The sequence below is a fragment of the Acidovorax sp. genome (assembly GCF_046294525.1).
In the GTDB taxonomy this organism is placed as follows: Bacteria; Pseudomonadota; Gammaproteobacteria; order Burkholderiales; family Burkholderiaceae_C; genus Acidovorax.
The window spans coordinates 68,641-89,365 of the sequence record NZ_JBKBKQ010000017.1; the positions used below are offsets into that span (position 1 = coordinate 68,641).

Consider the following 20,725-nt stretch of genomic DNA (forward strand, 5'->3'; position numbering starts at 1 on the left):
AGCGCTAGCAGCTATCAAAAATATAGTATCTGACCTTGACTTCTGAGACCCTTGTATTGCTGGCGGCGCTTGCCCTGGTAGTGGTATTGCTCGTCCTGGTGTTGCTGCGCCGCCCGCGCGTGGACCTGCCTGCCGAGTGGCTGGCGCGCCTGCAGGCGCTGGAGGCCACGGCGCAGGCCACACGCTTGGCGGTCGCCCGCAACGACGGCGCCATGGACGCCCTGGCCCAGCAACTGTCGGGCTTTACGCAGGCCACGCAGCACCAACTGGAGGCGCTGCGCAGCGCGGTGGACGAGCGCCTGGCGCAGGCCGTGGGCGAATCGCGCACGGGCCGGGCGGAGCTGTTGGCCGCGTTTGGCGCGTTCGAGGGCCGGCTGGAGCAGCGGCTGGCCCAGGGCCAAGCCGAGGCGGCGCTGGCGCGCAAGGAGCTGTCAGACACACTGGCCGGTTTTCGCACGGAACTCACCGCCACCACCGGTGCGCTGGCGGGCGAAAGCGTCAAGTCGCGCGAAGCCATGGCCGAGAGCGCGGCGCTGTTTGAAAAGCGCATCCAGGAGCGCTTTGAGGCGCTGCAGGCTGCCACGCGCGGCACGCTGGATTCGCTCAAGGGCGACATCCACACGCAGCTGGGCGCCATGTCCTCTGCGCTCAAGGACCAGCTCGAAGCCAACGGCAGCCAAATCAGGAACCAGTTTGCCGTGCTGCAAGACGCCGTGTCGCAGCAGCTGGCCGGCATGGTGCAGGGCAGCCAGCACAACGCCGAGCAGCTGCGCACCGCGCTCAACGAGCGCCTGGGCGCCATCCAGGCCGACAACGCCACCAAGCTGGAGGAAATGCGCCGCACGGTGGACGAAAAACTGCACGCCACGTTGGAGCAGCGCCTGGGCGAATCCTTCAAGCTGGTCAGTGACCGGCTGGAGCAGGTGCACAAGGGCCTGGGCGAGATGCAGACCCTGGCCGGCAGCGTGGGTGACTTGAAGCGCGTGATGACCAACGTGAAGACGCGCGGCACCTGGGGGGAGATGCAGCTGGGCGCCATCATCGACAACGTGCTCACGCCCGAGCAGTTTGCGCGCAACGTCAAGACCGTTCCGGGCAGCGACGAGCTGGTGGAGTTTGCCATCCGCCTGCCGGGCAGGAGCGACGAGCACCCGGTGTGGCTGCCCATCGATTCCAAGTACCCGGTGGAGCAGTACCAGCGCCTGCTGGACGCGCAGGACGCGGCGGACAAGGCGGCCGTGTTGTCAGCGGGCAATGCGTTCGAGGCGTCCATCCGGCTGGAGGCGAAAAAGATCTTCGCCAAGTACGTGTCGCCCCCGTACACCACCGACTTTGCCGTGCTCTACCTGCCCACTGAAGGTTTGTTTGCCGAAGTGATGCGCCGCCCCGGTTTGGTGGAAGCCGTGCAGAACGAGTGCCGCGTGATGATCACCGGCCCGGCCAACCTGGCTGCCATGCTGAACAGCCTGCAGATGGGCTTCAAGACCCTGGCCATTGAAAAGCGCTCGTCCGAGGTGTGGAGCCTGCTTGGCGTGGTGAAAACCGAGTTCGCCAAGTTTGGCGACGTGGTGGAGGCGACCAAAAAGTCCATCGACGCCGCCGCCCGCAAGTTTGACGAGGTGGGCGTGCGCACGCGCGCCATCCAGCGCCGCCTGCGCGATGTACAAGAGCTGCCCGCACCAGGCACTGCGGCCAACCCAGCCCTGCCGGGCGTGGACGACGCTGCGCTGCCAGGCCCGGACACCGAGGGCGACCTGCCGTGAACTGGGCGCTGGCCCGCTTGATTCTGGGGCAGGTCTGCATCCACGCGTGCATGGCCGGCATGCGCATGGCCGCGCCGCTGCTGGCGCTGCGCGAGGGCTACAGCGCAGCGGCCGTCGGCGTGCTGCTGGCGCTGTTTGCGCTGACACAGGTGTTTTTGGCACTGCCTGCAGGCCGCTACGCCGACCGCCACGGGCTGAAGCGGCCGGTGGGTTATGCGGTGGCGGTGGCGGCAGCGGGCGCGGGGTTGGCGCTCGTGTTTCCGGTGTTTGCCGTGCTGTGCCTGGCGGCGCTGCTGACGGGTGGCGCCACAGGCGCGGCCACCATTGCGCTGCAGCGCCATGTGGGCCGCGCCGCGCACGACGCCACGCAGCTCAAGCAGGTGTTCAGCTGGCTGGCCATCGGGCCGGCGGTGTCCAACTTCATCGGTCCGTTCTGCGCGGGCCTCATGATCGACCACGCCGGGGCCTTGTCGGGCGCTGCGGCGGGCAGCACCGAGGGCTACCGCGCGGCCTTTGCGCTCATGGCCATCCTGCCGCTGCTGACCTGGTTCTGGGTGCGCGACACGGTGGAGCTGCCGCCGGTGATCGCCGCAGCCGGCGGTCCGCCCCAGCGCGCATGGGACCTGATGAACGAGCCGCCGTTCCGCCGCCTGCTCATCGTGAACTGGCTGCTGTCGTCATGCTGGGACGTGCACACCTTCGTCGTGCCGCTGCTGGGACACGAGCGGGGACTGTCGGCCTCGGTCATCGGCTCCATCCTGGGCGCATTTGCCGTCGCCGCGGCCGTCATCCGCGTGCTGATGCCCCTGGTGGCCGAGATGCTGCGCGAGCGCGTGGTGGTAGCTGGCGCCATGGTGGTGACGGCCGTGCTGTTTGGCGTGTACCCGTTTCTCGGCAGCGCGCTGGCCATGGGCGTGTGCTCGGTGCTGCTGGGGTTTGCATTGGGCTCCGTACAGCCCATGGTGATGAGCCTGCTGCACCAGATCACGCCATCACACCGCCACGGCGAGGCGCTGGGCCTGCGGCTCATGGCCATCAACGCGTCCAGCGTGCTCATGCCCATGCTGTTCGGCACGGCTGGAGCGGTCATCGGCGTGGGCGGCCTGTTCTGGGTGGTGGGCGCCACAGTGGGGGCGGGCGCCCGCATGGCCTGGCGCATGGGGCCGGTGTCGCCCGGGGCAGGGGGCCACCCGCACTGATGCAGTCCCTGACGCCGCAGGCAACGGCCCCGTCGTGCCGGATGCTCATTGTGGTGAACAGGGGTAAGCAAATGCTTCAAAAAGGAGTAGATTGGCGCCATTCACAGAGGGGGCAGTCCATGCGCAGCGTTACATCGTGGTTAAGGCCCGTTCGTCGCCTGGCGCTGGTGCCGGTGCTGGGCCTGCTTGCCGCCGCACCGGTGCTTGCCGACGACACACTGGTGCAGCAGGCGCAGGCCCTGGTGCAGCGGGGCGATGCACTGGCGGCTTTTCAGCTGCTGGACGCGCAGGAGGCCGAGCGCGCTGGCGACCCTGCCTTTGACACCGCCATGGGACATGCCGCGTTTGCCGCGGCGCAATACAGCCGAGCGGTCATGGCTTGGGAGCGGGTGGTGGCGACCCAGCCCGACAACCTGGCCGCCCAGGTAGAACTAGCCCGCGCACTGCATGCCGTGGGCGACCGGCGCGGCGTGCAGGCACTGGCCGAGCAGGTGCGCATGCGCGCTATCCCGGTGGATGCGGCGCTCAGCATCGACCAGTTTCTGGTGTCGTACGACCGCATGGGGCATGAAGGCCTTTCGACCTGGAAGGGCCACATCGACTTCACTCTGGCGCGGGATTCCAACGTCAACGTGGGACCGGGGCCGGACGCGCCTGCGCTGTCGCCCCCCGGCACGCCGCCGTGGGCGCTGGCGCCCGGTTCTGCCGAGCAGCGCGCCACCTATGCGGCACTGCTGGGCAATGTCCGTGGGCGGCATGTGCTGGACGCGCGCTGGTCGCTCATCGGCGCTGCCACGGCCGAGGTACGCGGGCATTCCGGCGCGGGCAGGCCCTACGACAGCCAGCAACTGGACGTGAATGCCGGCGTGTCGTACCGCATCGAGCGGCACGAGTGGATGCTGAGCGCGCAGGGCGCCACCTACCGCCAGGACGGCGACACGCTGCGCAACATCGGCGGGCTGCTGGGCGAGTGGATCTACCGGCTCGATGGCTTCCGGCAGTGGGACACCTTCTTGCAGGTGCAAAGCCTGCGCTACCCCGCTCAGGGCCTGCGCAACGCGCGCCGCACGGTGGGGGGCACCTCATACGTGCATGTCATGCGCAATGGCAGCCTATTCTATGCGGGGCTGTACGCGGGGCAGGAATCGCCGAGCGCGAGCGGCGTGGACAACCTGGGCTACGACCTGGCGGGTTTGCGCGGTGGCGTGCAGTGGGCCATCAGCCCGCAGTGGGCGGCGTTCACGCACCTCAATGTGGAAGAGCGCCGCTATGGCGCCACCGATCCATTCTTCGGTGTCACCCGGCGCGACCGCCAGACGCATTGGGTGCTGGGCGTGTCGTGGCTGCCCGCGCCGGGCTGGCGCATCACCCCCCAGTGGGCGCTGACGCACAACGACTCCACGCTTCCCATCACCGACTACGACCGCCGCGTTTTTTCCGTCACGCTGCGGCGCGAGTTCTGAACCAGGCATGACCCCGAGGGAGCGCGCGATGCAGCAGTCCAACTTTCCTTCTTCCCGGCTCGCCGTCTGGATGGCGATGGTGGCCGCCTGGCCGGTGCAGGGCTTTGCGGCCGCGGGTGCCGTGCAGTTCGCCACCGGAGAGGTGCAGCTGCGCCGCGGCTCTGAGGTGTCCGCCGTCGTCCAGGGCGTGGCCGTGGAGAGCGGCGATGTGATCCTGACCGGCTCGGCAGGGCGTGCGCAGATCCGCTTTTCGGACGGCGGCCTGGTGGCGCTGTACCCGGACTCGCAGTTCACCGTCACCCGCTATGCCGATACCGGCAACCCCGCGGAGGAGAACTTTGTCGTCAACCTGCTGCGCGGCGGCATGCGCGCGGTGACAGGCCTCATCGGCAAGCGCAACCCGCAGAACTACAAAGTCATCACGCCCACAGCCGTGGTGGGCATCCGCGGCTCCGCGTTCCTCATCGCATTCAATGCCCAAGGCGAGTTGCTGGTCTCTGGCGAGCAGGATGAGGTCGAGGTATGCACCCAAGCCGGCTGCGTGGGCGTAAAGGCCGGCGAATCGGTGCGCGTGGTGGCCACCGACCAGCTGCCGCTGTACACCCACACCCGCGCTGTGCTCCCCTTGCCGCTGCCGCCCGTGCCCTTCATGGTGGGCGAGCAGCTGACGGCAGGATCGCGCGGAGGGGCTGACTTGACGCCCGTGCCTCCGCCGCCTGCACCCGAGCCCGCCCCAGTGCTAACACCGCCCGCGCCGACGACCCCGACGGTGCCGCCGCCCGCGCCCGGCCCGGTGCCCACCCCCGACCCGCGCGACCCTTTTGTGCCGCCGCCGCCAGCCACCGGGGCGCCGACGCAGCCCCCCGCCACGCGCCCGCCAGCTCCGACGACACCGCCCACCACGGCGCCACCCACCACCGCACCGCCGACGACAACGCCGCCGCCGCCCACGACAAGACCGCCGATCTTTGTGCTGCCCCCTATCGTGCGGCCCATCATCGTGCTGCCGCCGATTGCGATCCCCCCGCCGCCACCGGTCATTCGGTAGAAGGGCGAAGGATGGGCGTGAGGGCGCGGCGCCCGCCCATCGGGGCTCGGGCTTTGCTTACAACTGGTAGAACGACTTGATCAGCTCCCAGGCTTCCTGGGAATCGTCGGTGTAGTGGAACAGCTTGAGGTCCTGGGCGGAGATCGTGCCTTCTTCCACAAGCACCTCGAAGTTGATCAGGCGCTTCCAGTAGTCGGTGCCAAACAGCACGATGGGCACGGGCTTGGCCTTGCCGGTCTGTACCAGCGTGAGCACTTCAAACAGCTCGTCCAGCGTGCCGAAGCCGCCCGGAAAGGCCACCAGTGCCTTTGCGCGCATCATGAAGTGCATCTTGCGCAGCGCAAAGTAGTGGAACTTGAACGACAGCGATGGTGAGATGAAGCGGTTGCCGCTTTGTTCGTGGGGCAGGGCGATGTTCAACCCCACGTTCAGTGCGCCGGCCTCGTGCGCGCCCCGGTTGGCGGCTTCCATGATGCCGGGCCCGCCGCCTGTGCAGACGTAGATGCGGTCGCCAGGCCGCTGGCGCTCGCTGTATTCGGCAACGAGTTTGGCGAACTGGCGGGCCAGGTCGTAGTAGCGCGCATTCCGCACCGCCAGACGCGCCCGCGAAAGCCGCACTTCATCGCCACTGGCTTCGGCGTCTGCCAGCTGTGCTGCTGCCTCGTCGGGCGCAACAAAGCGGGCGCTGCCGTAGACGACAACCGTGTTCTCGATGCCTTGCTCGGCCTGGCCCAGGTCGGGTTTGAGCATCTCGAGTTGAAAGCGGATGCCCCGCGTCTCGCGGCGGAAGAGGAATTCCGGGTCGGCGAACGCCAGGCGGTAGGCATCGGCATGCAGCGGGTTGCCGCTGGCCGAGTGGTTTTGCAGCTCGGCCCAGGCATCGGCCAGGCGGCGTTCGTTCAGTTGGGTGTTGGCATCCATGGGCGAAAATATAGGTAAAAAGTGCCTCTGGCGCTTATCTAGCTTGCGCGAGATGCTATGAAATATGAACTTGTTGCAATGCCCAGCATGGTGAGCGACAGCGAGCCTGCAAGGTGCAGGCCCACGGTACCCAACGCGAGGCCATAGCGCTGCGCCATCAGCATGTCGACCACCTCGGCCGAAAAGCTGGAGAACGTGGTGAGCGCGCCGAGAAACCCGGTGATCAGCGCCAGCCGCCAGACCGGATCGAGTTGCGGCATGGCATGAAAGAACGCCACACACAGCCCCACCAGATAGCCGCCCATCAGGTTGGCGGCCAGGGTGCCCCAGGGCAGCAGCCCCCCGGGGCTCAGCCACAGGCCCAGGCGCCAGCGCAACAGCGCGCCAGCACTGGCTCCAAGGCAAATGGCAAGTACATGCAACATGGCGGCATTGTCTCTCAGGCCCCGGGCCTGCCGGGCCGGGCGATGGCGCAGATGCGGCTCAGCGGGCGGCCATCTGCGTGGGCAGCCAGGTGACGATGCCCGGGAACAAATAGATCAGTGCCACGGCCGCGCACATCAGAAAGAACATGGGCATCGTGACCTTGGCGATCCAGGGCAACTGGCGCCCCGTCATGCCCTGCAGCACGAAGAGGTTGAAACCCACGGGCGGCGTGATCTGCGCCATCTCGACCACCAGCACGATGAAGATGCCGAACCAGATCGGGTCAATACCCGCAGCCTGCACCGTGGGCATGAGCACGCCCATGGTGAGCACCACCATCGATATGCCATCGAGGAAGCAGCCGAGAATGATGAAGAACACTGCCAGCGCCGCAATCAGCTGCGCCTGGTTGAGGCCCAGCGAGGCAATCCATTCGGCCAGGTGCCGCGGCAGGCCGATGTAACCCATCGAGAGCGTGAGGAAGGCGGCGCCTGCCAGGATCAGCGCAATCATGCAGTACAGCCGCGTGGCACCCATCAGCGAGGCCTTGAATGTTGCCCAGTTCATCGAGCCCTGCACCGCAGACAGCACCAGCGAGCCCACCACGCCCACGGCGGCGGCCTCGGTGGCCGTGGCGAAGCCGGAGTAGATGGAGCCCAGCACTGCTGCAATCAGCAGGACCACCGGGATCAGGCTGCGCGACTCCGACAGCTTCTGCATGAAGGTCATGCGCACATCGGCGGCAGGCACCTGATCGGGGTTGCGCAACGCCCACAGCATGATGTAACCCGAGAACAGGCAACCCAGCAGTAGACCGGGCAGTACCCCGGCAATGAAAAGCTGGGAGATGGAAACTTCGGCCGATACGCCGTACACGATCATGATGATGGACGGCGGAATCAGCAGGCCCAGCGTGCTGGCGCCGCCGAGCGTGCCCACGATCATGTTGTCGGGATAGCCGCGCCGTCGCAGTTCGGGCAGCGTCATCTTGCCGATGGTGGCGCAGGTGGCCGCGCTGGAGCCGGACACCGCGGCAAAGATCGTGCAGCCCACCACGTTGGTGTGCAGCAGGCGGCCCGGGAGGGCTTGCACCCAGGGCGCCAGCCCCTTGAACATGTCTTGCGACAGCCGCGTGCGAAACAGGATCTCGCCCATCCAGATGAAAAGGGGCAGGGCGGTGAGCGTCCAGCTGGATGCCGAACCCCAGATGGTTACGGCCATCGCATCGCCCGCCGGGCGCGACGAAAACAGCTGCATGCCGATCCAGGCCACGCCCGACAGCGTGAGCCCGATCCAGACCCCGCTGCCCAGGATCAGGAACAGCGAAAGCACCAGCAGGCCGGTAATGGCAAGGTCACTCATGATCAGGGAGCCGCGGGGCGTTGAATGTGGGGGGCGTTGCGGTGGTACTGCGAGGGCGGTGCGCGCTATGGCTATTCATTGCGCAGCTGCTCGTCGGGGTTCTGGCGCGCGCGACGGCCCAGCAGCTCCATCACGAGCTCGTCCACAAAGGCCAGCGCCAGCACCACGGTGCCCAGGGCCATGGCGATCTGCGGAATCCACAGCGGTGTGGCATCGCTGCCGGTGGAGATGTCGTGGAACTCGTGCGACTGCCAGGCGAGCTTGCAGCTGTAGTAGGCAAACAGCACGGCCAGCAGGGTGGCAATGCCCAGAGCCCACAGCTCGAAACCGCGTCTCCAGCGCCCCCTGAGCGCGTTGAGCAGAAGCGTCACACGGATATGCTCGCCGCGCTTCAAGGTATGGGCCAGCGCCAGGAACCCGGCGGCGGCCATCAGGTAGCCTGCATACGCGTCGGTGCCCGGCACATGAAAGTGCAGCTGGCGGCTGATGATGGACAACAGCACCATGCCCAAGAGGCACACCATGAAAAGTGCTGCCACAGCGGCCGCACCGTCATACACAAAATCGAGCAATCGACGCATGGGGCAGGCGGGCTTTTTACTTGCGGTAGGCGTCGATCAGTGCCTTGCCCTCGGGGCCGGCCTTGTCGAGCCATTCCTTGAGCATGGTGTCGCCTACCTTGGCCATGTCGGCCTTCAGCTGCGCAGGCGGCGCCTCGACCGCCATGCCATTGGCCTTGAGCTTGGCCACGGTGTCGGTGTTGACCTTGGCGCTGTTGGCCCAGCCGCGTGCTTCGGCGTCGGCTCCGGCCTTCAGCAGCGCGTCCTGGCTCGCCTTGTCGAGCGCGTCAAACGCCTTCTTGTTCACCAGCACGGCGTTCTTGGGCAGCCAGGCCTGGGTGTCGTAGTAGAACTTGAGGTGCTCGTACAGCTTGCTGTCCACACCGGTGGCGCCCGAGGTCATGGTCGATTCGACCACGCCCGTGGCCAGGGCCTGCGAGAACTCTGCGGCCTGCACCGTGACGGGCTGGGCGCCCACCAGCTCGGCAATGCGGGCGGTGGCAGGGCTGTAGGCGCGCCACTTGATCCCCTTGAGGTCGGCCGCAGAGGCCAGCGGCTTCTTGGTGTAGATGCCTTGGGGAGGCCACGCCACGGCATACAGCAGCACCATGCCTTGCTCGGCCAGCTTCTTTTCAAGGAAAGGCTTTTGCGCGGCGTAGAGCTTCTTGGAGGCGTCGTAGCTGTCGGCCAGGAAGGGCAGGCCATCCACGCCGAAGAGTTGCCATTCGTTCTGGAAGTTGGCCAGCAGGATCTCGCCCATCTGCGCCTGCCCGCCCTGCACGGCGCGCTTGATTTCAGGGGCCTTGAACAGAGCGGCGTTGGCGTGTACCGTGATCTTGAGCTTGCCGCCGGTGGCCTTGTCCACGTCGTTGGCCAGCTGCACCATGTTCTCGGTGTGGAAGTTGGTGGCGGGGTAGGCGGCGGCCAGGTCCCACTTGGTCTGCGCAAAGGCCGAGGTGGCGGACAAGCCGGCGGCCAGGGCCAGACTGACTGCGGTGACGGGGAAGATTCGACGCTTCATGGATATTGCTCCGCAAAGATGGATGTAACAAATCACTGTATCGGAAGCCGGTCAAATTGCGATAGGTGTTTTGCCTAAACGCTGACAAATTGCCAACAAATTGCCATCGACTTGCCTACAATGCCCCATGCATATCCCGTGCCAATAGCGCAACCGACAGGCCGCATCCGCCATGAAACCTGAAGCCAAGCCGATCGCCGGAACCAAGGCCAAACACAAGCCCGACTCCGGGCCCATCGTGTCGTCGGCCCACCTGGTGTCGGCGCAGAGCGCGGAGATGAGCGAATTTGAATTCGGCCTCATCGTCGCGGGCAACGCGTTCCACCGCTGGGTGGTGCACTGCATGGCGGCGGCAGGGCTCAAGGATCTGACGCCGCTCGATGTGCTGGTGCTGCACCATGTGACACATCGCGCGCGCGACAAACGCCTGGCGGACATCTGCTTCATCATGAATGTGGAAGACACGCACCTGGTGAACTACGCGCTCAAGAAGCTGCAGAACCTGGGCGTCGTGGCCTCGCAAAAGAACGGCAAGGAAGTGACCTACGCCGCCACCGACACCGGCCGCGCCTACGTCCAGCGCTACCGCGAGATCCGCGAGAGCTGCCTCATCGACGCGCTGAACGCCGACGATGCGTTGAACCGCGATATCGGAGAGCTGGCCCGTTTGCTGCGTGTGCTCTCGGGCATGTACGACCAGGCAGCGCGCTCGGCGGCGTCGCTGTGAACCGGCGGTCCTTTCGGTCTTTTGGCAGATGAAATTTGAATAAAAAGCCGCTGCAGCGCTTATATTTAAAGCGCTAACAGCTATCAATAGAGTAGCAAAAACATGTCCACCCAAACCCATTCCATGTCCCGCTGGCAGTTCTGGATCGACCGGGGCGGCACCTTTACCGATGTGGTGGGCAAACGCCCGGATGGCACCCTGGTCACGCACAAGCTGCTGTCGGAGAACCCCGAGCAGTACAAGGACGCGGCGGTGGCTGGCATTCGCCACTTGCTGGGCCTCAAGCCCGGCGAGCCGGTCACGCCGGATCTGGTCGAGTGCGTGAAGATGGGCACGACCGTCGCCACCAACGCGCTGCTCGAGCGCAAGGGCGAGCCCACGTTGCTCATTTCCACCAAGGGCTTCAAGGACGCGCTGCGCATTGCGTACCAGAATCGCCCGCGCCTGTTCGACCGCCACATCGTGCTGCCTGAGCTGCTGTACGAGCGCGTGATCGAAGCGCAGGAACGCATCGGCGCGCAAGGCGAAGTGATCGAGCCGCTGGATGAAGCGCACCTGAAGGAACGCCTGTGGGCGGCCTACGACGCGGGCCTGCGCAGCGCGGCCATCGTGTTCATGCATGGCTATCGCTACACCGCGCACGAAGAAGCCGCCGCCCGCATCGCACGCGAAATGGGCTTCACGCAGGTGAGCGCATCGCACGCCACCAGCCCCATGATGAAGCTGGTGAGCCGGGGCGACACCACCGTGGTGGATGCGTACCTGTCGCCCATCCTTCGCCGCTATGTGGACCAGGTGGCGAGCGAAATGCCGGGCGTGAAGCTGTTCTTCATGCAGTCGTCGGGCGGCCTCACGGACGCGCAGGTGTTCCAGGGCAAGGACGCGATCTTGAGCGGCCCCGCAGGCGGCATCGTCGGCATGGCCCGCACCGCCGGTTTGGCAGGTCACGACAAGGTCATCGGCTTTGACATGGGCGGCACCAGCACCGACGTGAGCCACTATGCGGGCGAGTTCGAGCGCGAGTTTGAGACGCAGGTGGCGGGCGTGCGCATGCGCGCGCCCATGATGAGCATCCACACCGTGGCGGCCGGTGGCGGCTCCATTCTCGGCTTTGACGGTGCGCGCTTTCGCGTAGGCCCCGAGAGCGCGGGCGCCAACCCCGGCCCCGCCAGCTACCGCCGCGGCGGCCCGCTGGCCGTGACGGATGCGAACGTGATGGTGGGCAAGATCCAGCCCGCGCACTTTCCCAAGGTGTTTGGCCATGCGGCCAATGAGGCGCTGGACGGCGACGCGGTGGCGCAGAAGTTTGGCGAACTTGCCACGCAGACGGGCCGCAGCGGGGAGGACGTGGCCCACGGCTTTATCCAGATCGCCGTGCAGCAGATGGCCAACGCGATCAAGAAAATCAGCGTGGCTCGCGGGTATGACGTGACGCGCTACACCCTGCAGTGTTTTGGCGGCGCGGGCGGCCAGCACGCGTGTTTGGTGGCCGATGCTTTAGGCATGACGCGCGTGTTTGTTCACCCGCTGGCCGGTGTGCTCAGTGCCTACGGCATGGGCCTGGCGGACCAGAACGTGATCCGCGAACAGGCCGTGGAAACCAAGCTGGTGCCTGATGCGCTGGCTGGTATCGAAGCCACTCTGGAGCAATTGGCCACCACCGCACGCACCGAGCTGGAGCGCCAGCAGGTGGGCGCGGGCACAGCCGTGGTGCACCGCCGCGTGCATGTGCGCTACGAGGGCAGCGACTCGGCGCTGATCGTTCCGTTTGGTTCGCAGGCCGAAATCACCGCCGCGTTCGAGAACGCTTACCGCCAGCGTTTTGCTTTCCTCATGCAGGGCAAGGGGCTGGTGGTGGAAGCCGTGTCGGTCGAAGCGGTGGTGCCCGGCGATGCACCCGTGGAGCCGCGCCACGCACTGCAGCCCGTCCGCGAGGTACCGCGCCGCAGCACCGTGCGCATGTACACCGGCGGCATCGACGGCGTGGCGGCATGGCACGACGCCGCCCTGGTGGTGCGCGAGGATCTGCGCCCCGGCGATGTGATCCCCGGCCCGGCCATCATTGCCGAGAAGAACGCTACAACAATAGTCGAGCCCGGCTGGGAGGCGCAGCTGACCGAGCTGGACCACCTGCTGCTTAACCGCCGCGTGGCGCGCGCCGTGCAGCATGCCGTGGGCACCACGGTGGACCCGGTGTTGCTGGAGGTGTTCAACAACCTGTTCATGAACATCGCCGAGCAGATGGGTCTGCAGCTGCAGAACACAGCGTATTCGGTGAACATCAAGGAGCGGTTGGACTTCAGCTGCGCGCTGTTCGACGCCGAGGGCAACCTGATTGCCAACGCGCCCCACATGCCCGTGCACCTGGGCTCGATGGGCGAGAGCATCAAGACCGTGATCCGCGAGAACAGCGGCAAGATGCAGCCCGGCGACGTGTTTGTGCTCAACGACCCTTACCACGGTGGCACGCATTTGCCCGACATCACCGTCATCACGCCGGTCTACATTGCCGATGAAGCGACACCCACGTTCTATGTGGGCAGCCGGGGCCACCATGCCGACGTGGGCGGCACCACGCCGGGTTCCATGCCACCGTTCTCCACGCGCATCGAGGAAGAGGGCGTGCAGATCAACAACGTGAAGCTGGTGGAGCGCGGCGTGCTGCGTGAGGCCGAGATGATTGCGCTGCTCTCAAGCGGCGAATACCCCAGCCGCAACCCGCAGCAGAACATGGCCGACCTGCGCGCGCAGATCGCAGCGAACGAGAAGGGCCAGCAGGAGCTGCGCCGCATGGTGGCCGAGTTTGGGCTGGACGTGGTGCAGGCCTACATGCGCCACGTGCAGGACAACGCGGAAGAGTCCGTGCGCCGTGTTATCACGCGGCTGAAGGACGGCGCGTTCACCCTGCCGCTGGACAACGGCGCACAGATCAGCGTGGCCGTGAAGGTGGATGCAGCGAGCCGCAGCGCCACCATCGACTTCACCGGCACCAGCCCGCAGCAGACCAACAATTTCAACGCGCCCACGGCGGTGTGCATGGCGGCGGTGCTGTATGTGTTCCGCACGCTGGTGGATGACGACATTCCGCTGAACGCCGGGTGCCTCAAGCCGCTGAACGTGATCATCCCGCCCGGCAGCATGCTCAACCCCAACCCTCCGGCGTCGGTGGTGGCGGGCAACGTGGAGACCTCCACCTGCATCACCAACGCGCTGTACGGCGCGCTGGGCCTGATGGCGGCGGGACAGTGCACCATGAACAACTTCACCTTTGGCAGCACGCGCTACCAGTACTACGAGACCATCTCGGGTGGCAGCGGCGCGGGCGGGGTGTGGGATGCCAATGGGCAACTGGCGGGCGGGTTTGACGGCACCAGCGTCGTGCAATGCCACATGACCAACTCGCGCCTCACGGACCCCGAGGTGCTGGAGTTCCGCTTCCCCGTGCGGTTGGAAGGCTACGAGATCCGCAAGGGCTCGGGCGGCGCCGGGCAGTGGAAGGGCGGTGATGGCGGCATCCGCCGTGTGCGCTTCCTGGAGCCGATGACGGCCAGCATCCTGTCGAACGGCCGCCACCATGGCGCGTTTGGCATGGCGGGTGGTCAGCCGGGTGCTGTGGGCATCAACAAGGTGGTGCGCAGCGATGGCCGGGTGGAGCTGCTGGACCACATCGGCCAGGCCGAAATGCAGCCGGGTGATGTGTTTGAAATCCACACGCCGGGGGGCGGTGGTTTCGGCGCTACGGGTTAAAAATGCAAGCCGAAATGGCTGTTAGCGCTTCCTGGGTAAGCGCTAACAGCTATCAAAACAGGAGTTGTTGACTCGACCGGGTCACGCACCACCCGGTGCCTGGGGCGTTTCACGTGCGGCGTCGGGTGGCGTCGTGAAGGCCGTTCCGGGAGCGGGGGGCTCTGCTTTGGGCTGGCTCAGGCTGGGTGGCACATCCTGGCCCATCTGCCGCGCACGGAACAGCGCCGCGCGCATCAGGAAGATCGACATGATCGGCACCGTGATGGCCACGAACACGGCGATCAGCAAGGCATGCAGCGCAATGCTGCGGTCTGCTACGGTGAAGTAAAGCACCGTGCCATGCATGATGAGCCAACAGCCTAGCGTGGCAATGATCGCGGGCGCATGCACACGCTCGAAAAAAGTGGGCAGGCGCAGCAGGCCGCTGGAGCCCAGCAGTGCGAGGCTGGCGCCCCCCAGCACCAGCACGGCCACGATGATCTCCAGCCACAGGGGCAGCACAGCGGCGACATCGGTTTCGGTCATTCGATCACCTCGCCGCGTAGCAGAAACTTGGCCATGGCCATGGCACCCACAAAGCTGAACAGGGCCAGCAGCAGGGCGGCCTCGAAGTAGTTCTTGCTGCTGTAGAGCAGGCCCAGCACCAGCATCATGAGCATGCCGCTCAGGTACATGCAGTCCAGCGCCAGAACCCGGTCTTGCGCGGAGGGGCCGCGCAGCAGGCGGATCAGTGCGCAGCCCATGGCCAAGGCCAGCATGAAGAGGGCGATGGGCAGCGCCCAGTCGAGCACGGGGGTCATTCAAAAATCTCCATCAGCGGGCGCTCGTAGCGCTCCTTGACGTGGGCGGCGATGGCTGCAGGGTCGTCGACCTCCAGCACATGCAGCAGCAGCATGCTGCGGTCCAGCGCCAACTCGGCCCAGGCGGTGCCGGGCGTAATGCACACCACCATGGCCAGCACGGCCAGGCCGTTGGGGTCCCGCAGGTCCAGCGGAATGTGAACAAAACCGGGCGGGTGGTGCCGACGGCCCGGCGCCAGCAGCAACCGCGCCACGGTGAGGTTCGACAACACGGTGTCTTTGGCCACCGTGAAGCCCAATTTCACCACCGCACCCGGCTTGCGAATGCGCACCGGCAAGGGGCGAAGTCCGGCGGTGACCAGAGGGATGGCCAAACCCAGCAGCGCACCCAGCACGATGTGCCCGGGGCTCAGCGTGCGGTTGAGCACCAGCCACAGGCCCAGAAGTGCCAGGGACAGCAGGGGGGCCGGCACCGCCCGCTGCAGCGGGCGCCGCCGCCGAGGGGCGCTGGGCAAGGTTTGGCTGCCTTGCTCCGCAGTGGAAGGGTTGTGGCCCATGGAATCGCTGAGGGGCTTGTTCATGGCGTGGGCCCCTTGGGTGCTGTTGCCGGGTCGCGCGGCGGAGTGGGGACGGGCGCAGCCGACATGATGGCGCGCACATAGGTGGCGGGTGCGTGCAGCGCATCGGCGGTAGCCTGGGTGTAGCGCATCACCGCACCAGCCTGCCACACCAAGGCAGCGCAGCCCACCAGCAGCAGCGCAATGGGAAAGCCCTCCAGCACCAGCAGCCGGGGTGATGCCCGCCCCTGGACTGACCAGAAGTGGCGGATGCCCGAACGCGTGAGTGCGATGAGCGCCAGCAGGCCGGACACGACCAGCAGCGCTACCAACGACCAGCCTGCGGCGCCCAGCGGGTACCCATGGGACGCACCCAGGCCCAGCGGATTGAGCAACGCGTGGACCATGGCGAACTTGCCCACGAAACCGGGCAGCGGTGGCAGGCCTGCAATCACCAGCGTGCACGCCATGAAGGCCAGGCCCAGGAAGGCCGCAGCGGCCGGAATCACCTGGCCGATCAGGGCCTGCTCCTTGTCGTCCAGGTTCATGCCTTCGGTGGGCACCAGATCGGCCGAGAGGAATGGCGCGTCATCGGTCTGCTCATAGGGCGCTAGGTTGGCGCCGTCGTTGCGCCAGCGATCGATCAGGTCACTCAGCAGGAACAGTGCGCTCACGGCCAGCGTGGAGCCCAGCATGTAGTACAGCAGGCCGGCGGTGAGCAGGTTGTGCCCAAAGCCCACGGCCGCCAACAGCGTGCCCGACGAAAGAATGGCGCTGAACCCCGCCAGATGCCCCAGCCGCTGTGACCCCAGCATGCCCACAGCACCAAACGCCATGGTCAACATGCCGCCGCCGATCAGCCACTGGCTGCCGAACAAGGCCGACTCACCGGCCTCGGCACCGAACAGCAGGGTCCACAACCGCAGCACGCTGTACATGCCCACTTTGGTCATCAGTGCAAACAGGGCACCGACGGGGGCCGTGGCTGCGCTGTAGGCGGGAACCAGCCAGAAGTTGAGCGGCCATACGGCAGCCTTGATGAGGAAGGCCACGGCCAGGATGGCGGCGGCCGCGTGCAGCAGCCCGCGGTCTGCCGGGGCGATCTCGGCCATGCTTTGGGCCAGATCGGCCATGTTCAGCGTGCCGGTGATGCCATACAGCATCGACACACCGATCAGGAACAGCGACGAGGCTGCCAGATTGATGGCGATGTAGTGCAGCCCCGCTGAAACGCGCTGCCGCCCCGATCCGTGCAGCAGCAGCCCGTAGGAGGCGGCCAGCATGATCTCGAAGAACACGAACAGGTTGAACAGGTCGGCCGTGAGAAAGGCGCCTGCCAGACCCATCAGCTGGAATTGGAACAGCGGGTGAAAGTGCACTCCTGCCCGGTGCCAGCGCGCAGCGGAAAACAGCACCGTGGCCAGCGCAATGGTGCTGGTGAGCACCAGCATCATGGCCGACAGCCGGTCGATGGCGAGCACGATGCCGTACGGAGCGGGCCAGTTGCCAGGCAAGTAAACCCCCAGGCTGGTCTGGACGCTGGGGTCCTTGGCCTGCACCAGCAGCAGCACGGCCACCACGAGGCCAAGGAACGTGGCCGCGATGTTGAGCGCTGCCTTAGTGCGCTGGCGTTCTTCGCGCAGCAGCAGCATGAGTCCGGCGGTCACCATCGGCAAAGCGATGGGCGCAAGGATCAGGTGCGGCATGAGCAGCGCCGTGACGGACGCGGTGAAGCTCGTCTCCATCATGGCATCTCCTGCGCATCTTTGGCACGGACGCCGTCCACGTGGTCGGTACCCGACATGCCGCGCGAAGCCAGCAGCACCACGAGGAAAAGCGCAGTCATCGCAAAGCCGATCACGATGGCCGTGAGGGTGAGCGCCTGGGGCATGGGGTCGGCATAGTGCATCAGGTCTTGCGGCACACCATCGCGCAGCACGGGTTCCTTGTCGATGGCCAGCCCCAGGCGGCCCATGCTGAAGATGAAGAGATTGACCGCATAAGACAGCAGCGACAGCCCCATGATGATCTGGTAGGTGCGGGGGCGCAGCAGCAGCCACACGCCCGAGCCCGTGAGCACGCCAATGGCGAGGGCGAGTATCAGTTCCATGCGCCTTCTCCCCGTGCAGCGTTGGTGGCAGGCGCAACGGCCTCCTGCGCGGCCTGGGCCTCTTCGGCGGCGCGCGTGTTGTTGTAGCGGTGGCTGCGCACCGATTGGTGGGCTATGCCGGTGAGGATGAGAAGGGTTGAGCCCACCACCAGGGTGAACACGCCGATGTCAAAGAACAGCGCGCTGGCGACGTGGACCTCGCCAAGCCACGGCACTGTGAAGTGTGCGGTGTGGCTGGTGAGGAACGGGAAGCCCCAGACCAGTGCGCCCAGCCCAGTTGCCAGCGCCGTGAGCAGGCCTATGCCGATCCAGCGGCGCGGGTACAGCGGCAGGTGGGCCTCAACCCACGAGGTGCCTGACACGATGTATTGCAGCAGCAGCGCCACAGAGAACACCAGCCCCGCCACAAAGCCGCCACCAGGCTCGTTGTGGCCACGCATGAAGATGTACATGGACACCAGCGTGGCAAACGGCAGCAGCAGTCGCACCAGCACGGCAGGCACCATGAGGTAGCCAATGGCCGTGTCGGCCGTCTGGCGCGGGTTGGCCAGGTCGGTGTCAACGTCGGCGGGCAGGGCGCGCTGCTGGGGTGGCAGGTCCATCACTTCGCGCGCAGGGCGGAAGCGGCGCAGCAGCGCATACACGGTGAGCGCCACGATGCCCAACACCACGATCTCTCCAAAGGTGTCAAAACCGCGGAAGTCCACCAGCATCACGTTGACCACGTTGGTGCCGCCGCCGCCCGTGAGCGCGTTTTCCAGGAAGAAGGTGGACGTGCTGTCTGGGAAGGGGCGGCTCATCATGGCAAATGAAAGCAAGGCCATGCCCCCGCCGGTCACCAGAGCCAGGGTCATATCGCGGTAGCGGCGCAACTGGGTGCGACGCGCTTCGGCCAGGGTGGGCAGGCGCAGGCTTTCATCCCGCCGGGGCAGCCAGCGCAAGCCGAGCAGGATCAGGATGGTGGTGACGATCTCCACCACGATCTGGGTGAGGGCGAGGTCAGGCGCAGAGAACCACAGGAAGGTGATGCACACGCACAGGCCTGAGCCGCCGAGCAGCGTGAGGGCGGCGAGCCGGTGGTATTTGGCCTGCCAGGCAGCCGCCATGGCGCACAGGGCGCCAAGCAGCCACAACAGGGCAAATGCAGGCGACAGCGGCAATTGCGTGCGGTCGCCGATCGGCAGGCCCCGCGACCACAGCGGCAGCACGCCAGCCAGCAACGCAGCGCTGACCAGCCACAGCATCTGCCACTGCAGACGGTTCGTGCCCAGCCAGAAGCGCCCTTTGCGCCCCGCTTGCGAGACCAGTGCCAGCAGCCCTTCAAACAAACGCTGGCCGTTGATGTATTGCATGAGCGGGGGAGCATCCAGGGCCCCTCGGGCGCGCTGCCAGCGAAGCAGGCCGTACAGCGCAATGCCCCCGCCCAGCGCCACCAGGCTCATGACGAACGGTGTGTTCAGGCCGTGCCACACGGACAGGCTGTACGTGGGCAGCTCGCCACCCACCACAGGCTGCGCTGCAGCGGCCAGATACGCGCCCACGGACCAAGCGGGCAAGGTGCCCACCACCAAGCAAGCCAGCACGAGCAGCTCCACCGGCACGCGCATCCAGTGCGGTGGCTCGTGCGGTGGGCGCGGCAGGTCGGTGGCGGGTGGGCCAAAGAACACATCCACCGTGAAGCGCAGCGAATACGCCACGCTGAACATGCCGGCCACCGTGGCGGACACGGGCAGCAGCCATTCCAGCAGCGGCGTGGTGTTCACGTACACGGTTTCGGCAAAGAACATTTCCTTGGACAGGAAACCGTTGAGCAGTGGCACGCCCGCCATGGCCGCGCTGGCCACCATGGCCAGCGTGGCGGTGATCGGCATCATCTTGCGCAGGCCTGAGAGCCGCCGGATGTCGCGCGTACCGCTCTCATGGTCCACGATCCCTACAGCCATGAACAGCGAGGCCTTGAACGTGGCATGGTTCATGATGTGGAACACTGCGGCCACGGCGGCAAGCGGGCTGTTCAGGCCCAGCAGCAAGGTGATGAGCCCCAGGTGCGAAATGGTGGAGTACGCAAGCAGCCCCTTGAGGTCGTTCTGGAACATGGCCGCATAGCCGCCCACCAGCAGCGTAGCCAGGCCCGCGCCGCCCACCAGCCAGAACCACTCTTCCGTGCCCGACAGCGCAGGCCACAACCGGGCCATAAGGAACACGCCTGCCTTCACCATGGTGGCCGAATGCAGGTAGGCCGACACCGGCGTTGGCGCGGCCATGGCGTTGGGCAGCCAGAAGTGGAAGGGGAACTGCGCGCTTTTTGTGAGCGCGCCCAGCAGTATCAACACCAGTGCCGTAAGGTACAGCGGGTGGTTCTGGATGAGCTGCCCCGCCACCAGCACATGGTCCAGGTCGTAGCTGCCCACGATGTGGCCCAGCACCAGCATGCCCGCCAGCATGGCCAGGCCGCCCGTGCCTGTGACGGTGAGCGCTATGCGTGCGCCGCGCCGGGCGTCCTTGCGGTGATGCCAGTAGCCGATGAGCAGAAACGAGAACAGGCTCGTCAGCTCCCAGAAGAACGCGATCTGGATGAGGTTGCCAGACAGCACCACGCCTGTCATGGCCCCCATGAAGGCGAGGAAAAACGAGAAGAAACGTGGGACCGGGTCGGCCGGCGACATGTAGTAGCGCGCATACAGCACCACCAGGCTGCCCACGCCCAGCACCAGCATGCAGAACATCCACGCAAAGCCGTCCATGCGAATGATCAGGTTCAGCCCCAGCGCGGGAATCCACGCAATCTCTTGCCGCAATACGCCCCCGTTCGCAATCTCCGGAAAGTAAAGCGCTGCCTGCACGGTGCAGAAAAGCGCGATGAGCCCACCCAGCGTGGACTCGGTATTGCGGGCGTTGGACGGCAGAACCGCTGCCAGCAGGCTGCCGATGAAGGGGAGAAGAATGAGGGTGATCAGGGGCATGCGCCGAAGATTCTATGCGGTGATTTCAAAGGCCTTTCATCGCAACGGACCTTGTTCG

17 protein-coding genes are annotated in these 20,725 nt (G+C 66.2%); 6 read left to right on the plus strand and 11 right to left on the minus strand.

Features of this window, described 5'->3' with window-relative positions; translation table 11 throughout:
- Positions 1-35: 35 nt before the first annotated feature.
- From rmuC to ACK4HJ_RS15760, 4 genes are all read left to right on the plus strand, one after another.
- Entirely contained in the window at positions 36-1,763 is a 1,728-nt protein-coding gene (rmuC, locus tag ACK4HJ_RS15745) for a DNA recombination protein RmuC (RefSeq protein ID WP_409833309.1), read from the plus strand.
- Entirely contained in the window at positions 1,760-2,962 is a 1,203-nt protein-coding gene (locus tag ACK4HJ_RS15750) for an MFS transporter (protein WP_409833310.1), read from the plus strand. The genes rmuC and ACK4HJ_RS15750 overlap by 4 nt, the downstream gene beginning before the upstream one ends.
- Positions 2,963-3,081: 119 nt before the next feature.
- The gene (locus ACK4HJ_RS15755) at positions 3,082-4,425 is read left to right on the plus strand and encodes a hypothetical protein (RefSeq protein WP_409833311.1); all 1,344 of its coding nucleotides are present in this window, start codon (positions 3,082-3,084) and stop codon (positions 4,423-4,425) included.
- A 28-nt stretch (positions 4,426-4,453) separates the two neighbouring features.
- A complete protein-coding gene (locus tag ACK4HJ_RS15760) occupies positions 4,454-5,473 on the plus strand; it encodes a FecR domain-containing protein (protein WP_409833313.1) in 1,020 nt (339 codons plus the stop codon).
- 57 nt (positions 5,474-5,530) lie between these two features.
- Here ACK4HJ_RS15760 and ACK4HJ_RS15765 read toward each other — a convergent pair whose 3' ends face one another.
- From ACK4HJ_RS15765 to ACK4HJ_RS15785, 5 genes are all read right to left on the minus strand, one after another.
- Positions 5,531-6,394 carry a TIGR00730 family Rossman fold protein gene (locus tag ACK4HJ_RS15765; protein WP_409833314.1) on the minus strand — a complete coding sequence of 288 codons (864 nt, stop codon included), beginning with the start codon at positions 6,392-6,394 and terminating at the stop codon, positions 5,531-5,533.
- A 38-nt stretch (positions 6,395-6,432) separates the two neighbouring features.
- The gene (gene crcB / locus ACK4HJ_RS15770; protein ID WP_409833316.1) at positions 6,433-6,819 is read right to left on the minus strand and encodes a fluoride efflux transporter CrcB; all 387 of its coding nucleotides are present in this window, start codon (positions 6,817-6,819) and stop codon (positions 6,433-6,435) included.
- A gap of 58 nt (positions 6,820-6,877) precedes the next feature.
- Positions 6,878-8,182, minus strand: coding sequence for a TRAP transporter large permease (locus tag ACK4HJ_RS15775; protein WP_409833318.1), 1,305 nt, complete (start codon positions 8,180-8,182; stop codon positions 6,878-6,880).
- A gap of 71 nt (positions 8,183-8,253) precedes the next feature.
- A complete protein-coding gene (locus tag ACK4HJ_RS15780; RefSeq protein ID WP_409833321.1) occupies positions 8,254-8,763 on the minus strand; it encodes a TRAP transporter small permease in 510 nt (169 codons plus the stop codon).
- A gap of 16 nt (positions 8,764-8,779) precedes the next feature.
- Positions 8,780-9,763: a TRAP transporter substrate-binding protein gene (locus ACK4HJ_RS15785; protein WP_409833323.1), complete on the minus strand. Its 984-nt coding sequence runs from the start codon at positions 9,761-9,763 to the stop codon at positions 8,780-8,782.
- A 172-nt stretch (positions 9,764-9,935) separates the two neighbouring features.
- Between ACK4HJ_RS15785 and ACK4HJ_RS15790 the strand changes: the two genes are divergently transcribed.
- Positions 9,936-10,490: a winged helix DNA-binding protein gene (locus ACK4HJ_RS15790; protein ID WP_409833324.1), complete on the plus strand. Its 555-nt coding sequence runs from the start codon at positions 9,936-9,938 to the stop codon at positions 10,488-10,490.
- A gap of 102 nt (positions 10,491-10,592) precedes the next feature.
- Positions 10,593-14,237, plus strand: a complete 3,645-nt coding sequence (locus ACK4HJ_RS15795; RefSeq protein WP_409833326.1) for a hydantoinase B/oxoprolinase family protein — start codon at positions 10,593-10,595, stop codon at positions 14,235-14,237.
- 81 nt (positions 14,238-14,318) lie between these two features.
- Here ACK4HJ_RS15795 and mnhG read toward each other — a convergent pair whose 3' ends face one another.
- Genes mnhG through ACK4HJ_RS15825 form a run of 6 tightly spaced genes read right to left on the minus strand, consistent with a single transcriptional unit; the run spans position 14,319 to position 20,667 of the window.
- A complete protein-coding gene (gene mnhG / locus ACK4HJ_RS15800; protein WP_409833328.1) occupies positions 14,319-14,762 on the minus strand; it encodes a monovalent cation/H(+) antiporter subunit G in 444 nt (147 codons plus the stop codon).
- Complete coding sequence (locus tag ACK4HJ_RS15805; RefSeq protein ID WP_409833330.1) at positions 14,759-15,037, minus strand: K+/H+ antiporter subunit F; 279 nt, start codon at positions 15,035-15,037, stop codon at positions 14,759-14,761. Before ACK4HJ_RS15805 ends, mnhG begins: the two co-directional genes overlap by 4 nt.
- Positions 15,034-15,618 (minus strand): Na+/H+ antiporter subunit E, encoded by a 585-nt coding sequence (locus tag ACK4HJ_RS15810; protein ID WP_409833332.1) that lies wholly within the window; start codon positions 15,616-15,618, stop codon positions 15,034-15,036. The genes ACK4HJ_RS15805 and ACK4HJ_RS15810 overlap by 4 nt, the downstream gene beginning before the upstream one ends.
- Positions 15,615-17,339 carry a monovalent cation/H+ antiporter subunit D gene (locus tag ACK4HJ_RS15815; protein WP_409833376.1) on the minus strand — a complete coding sequence of 575 codons (1,725 nt, stop codon included), beginning with the start codon at positions 17,337-17,339 and terminating at the stop codon, positions 15,615-15,617. Before ACK4HJ_RS15815 ends, ACK4HJ_RS15810 begins: the two co-directional genes overlap by 4 nt.
- Entirely contained in the window at positions 17,339-17,704 is a 366-nt protein-coding gene (locus ACK4HJ_RS15820; protein WP_409833334.1) for a Na+/H+ antiporter subunit C, read from the minus strand. Before ACK4HJ_RS15820 ends, ACK4HJ_RS15815 begins: the two co-directional genes overlap by 1 nt.
- Positions 17,695-20,667, minus strand: coding sequence for a monovalent cation/H+ antiporter subunit A (locus ACK4HJ_RS15825; protein WP_409833336.1), 2,973 nt, complete (start codon positions 20,665-20,667; stop codon positions 17,695-17,697). The genes ACK4HJ_RS15820 and ACK4HJ_RS15825 overlap by 10 nt, the downstream gene beginning before the upstream one ends.
- Positions 20,668-20,725: the final 58 nt, after the last annotated feature.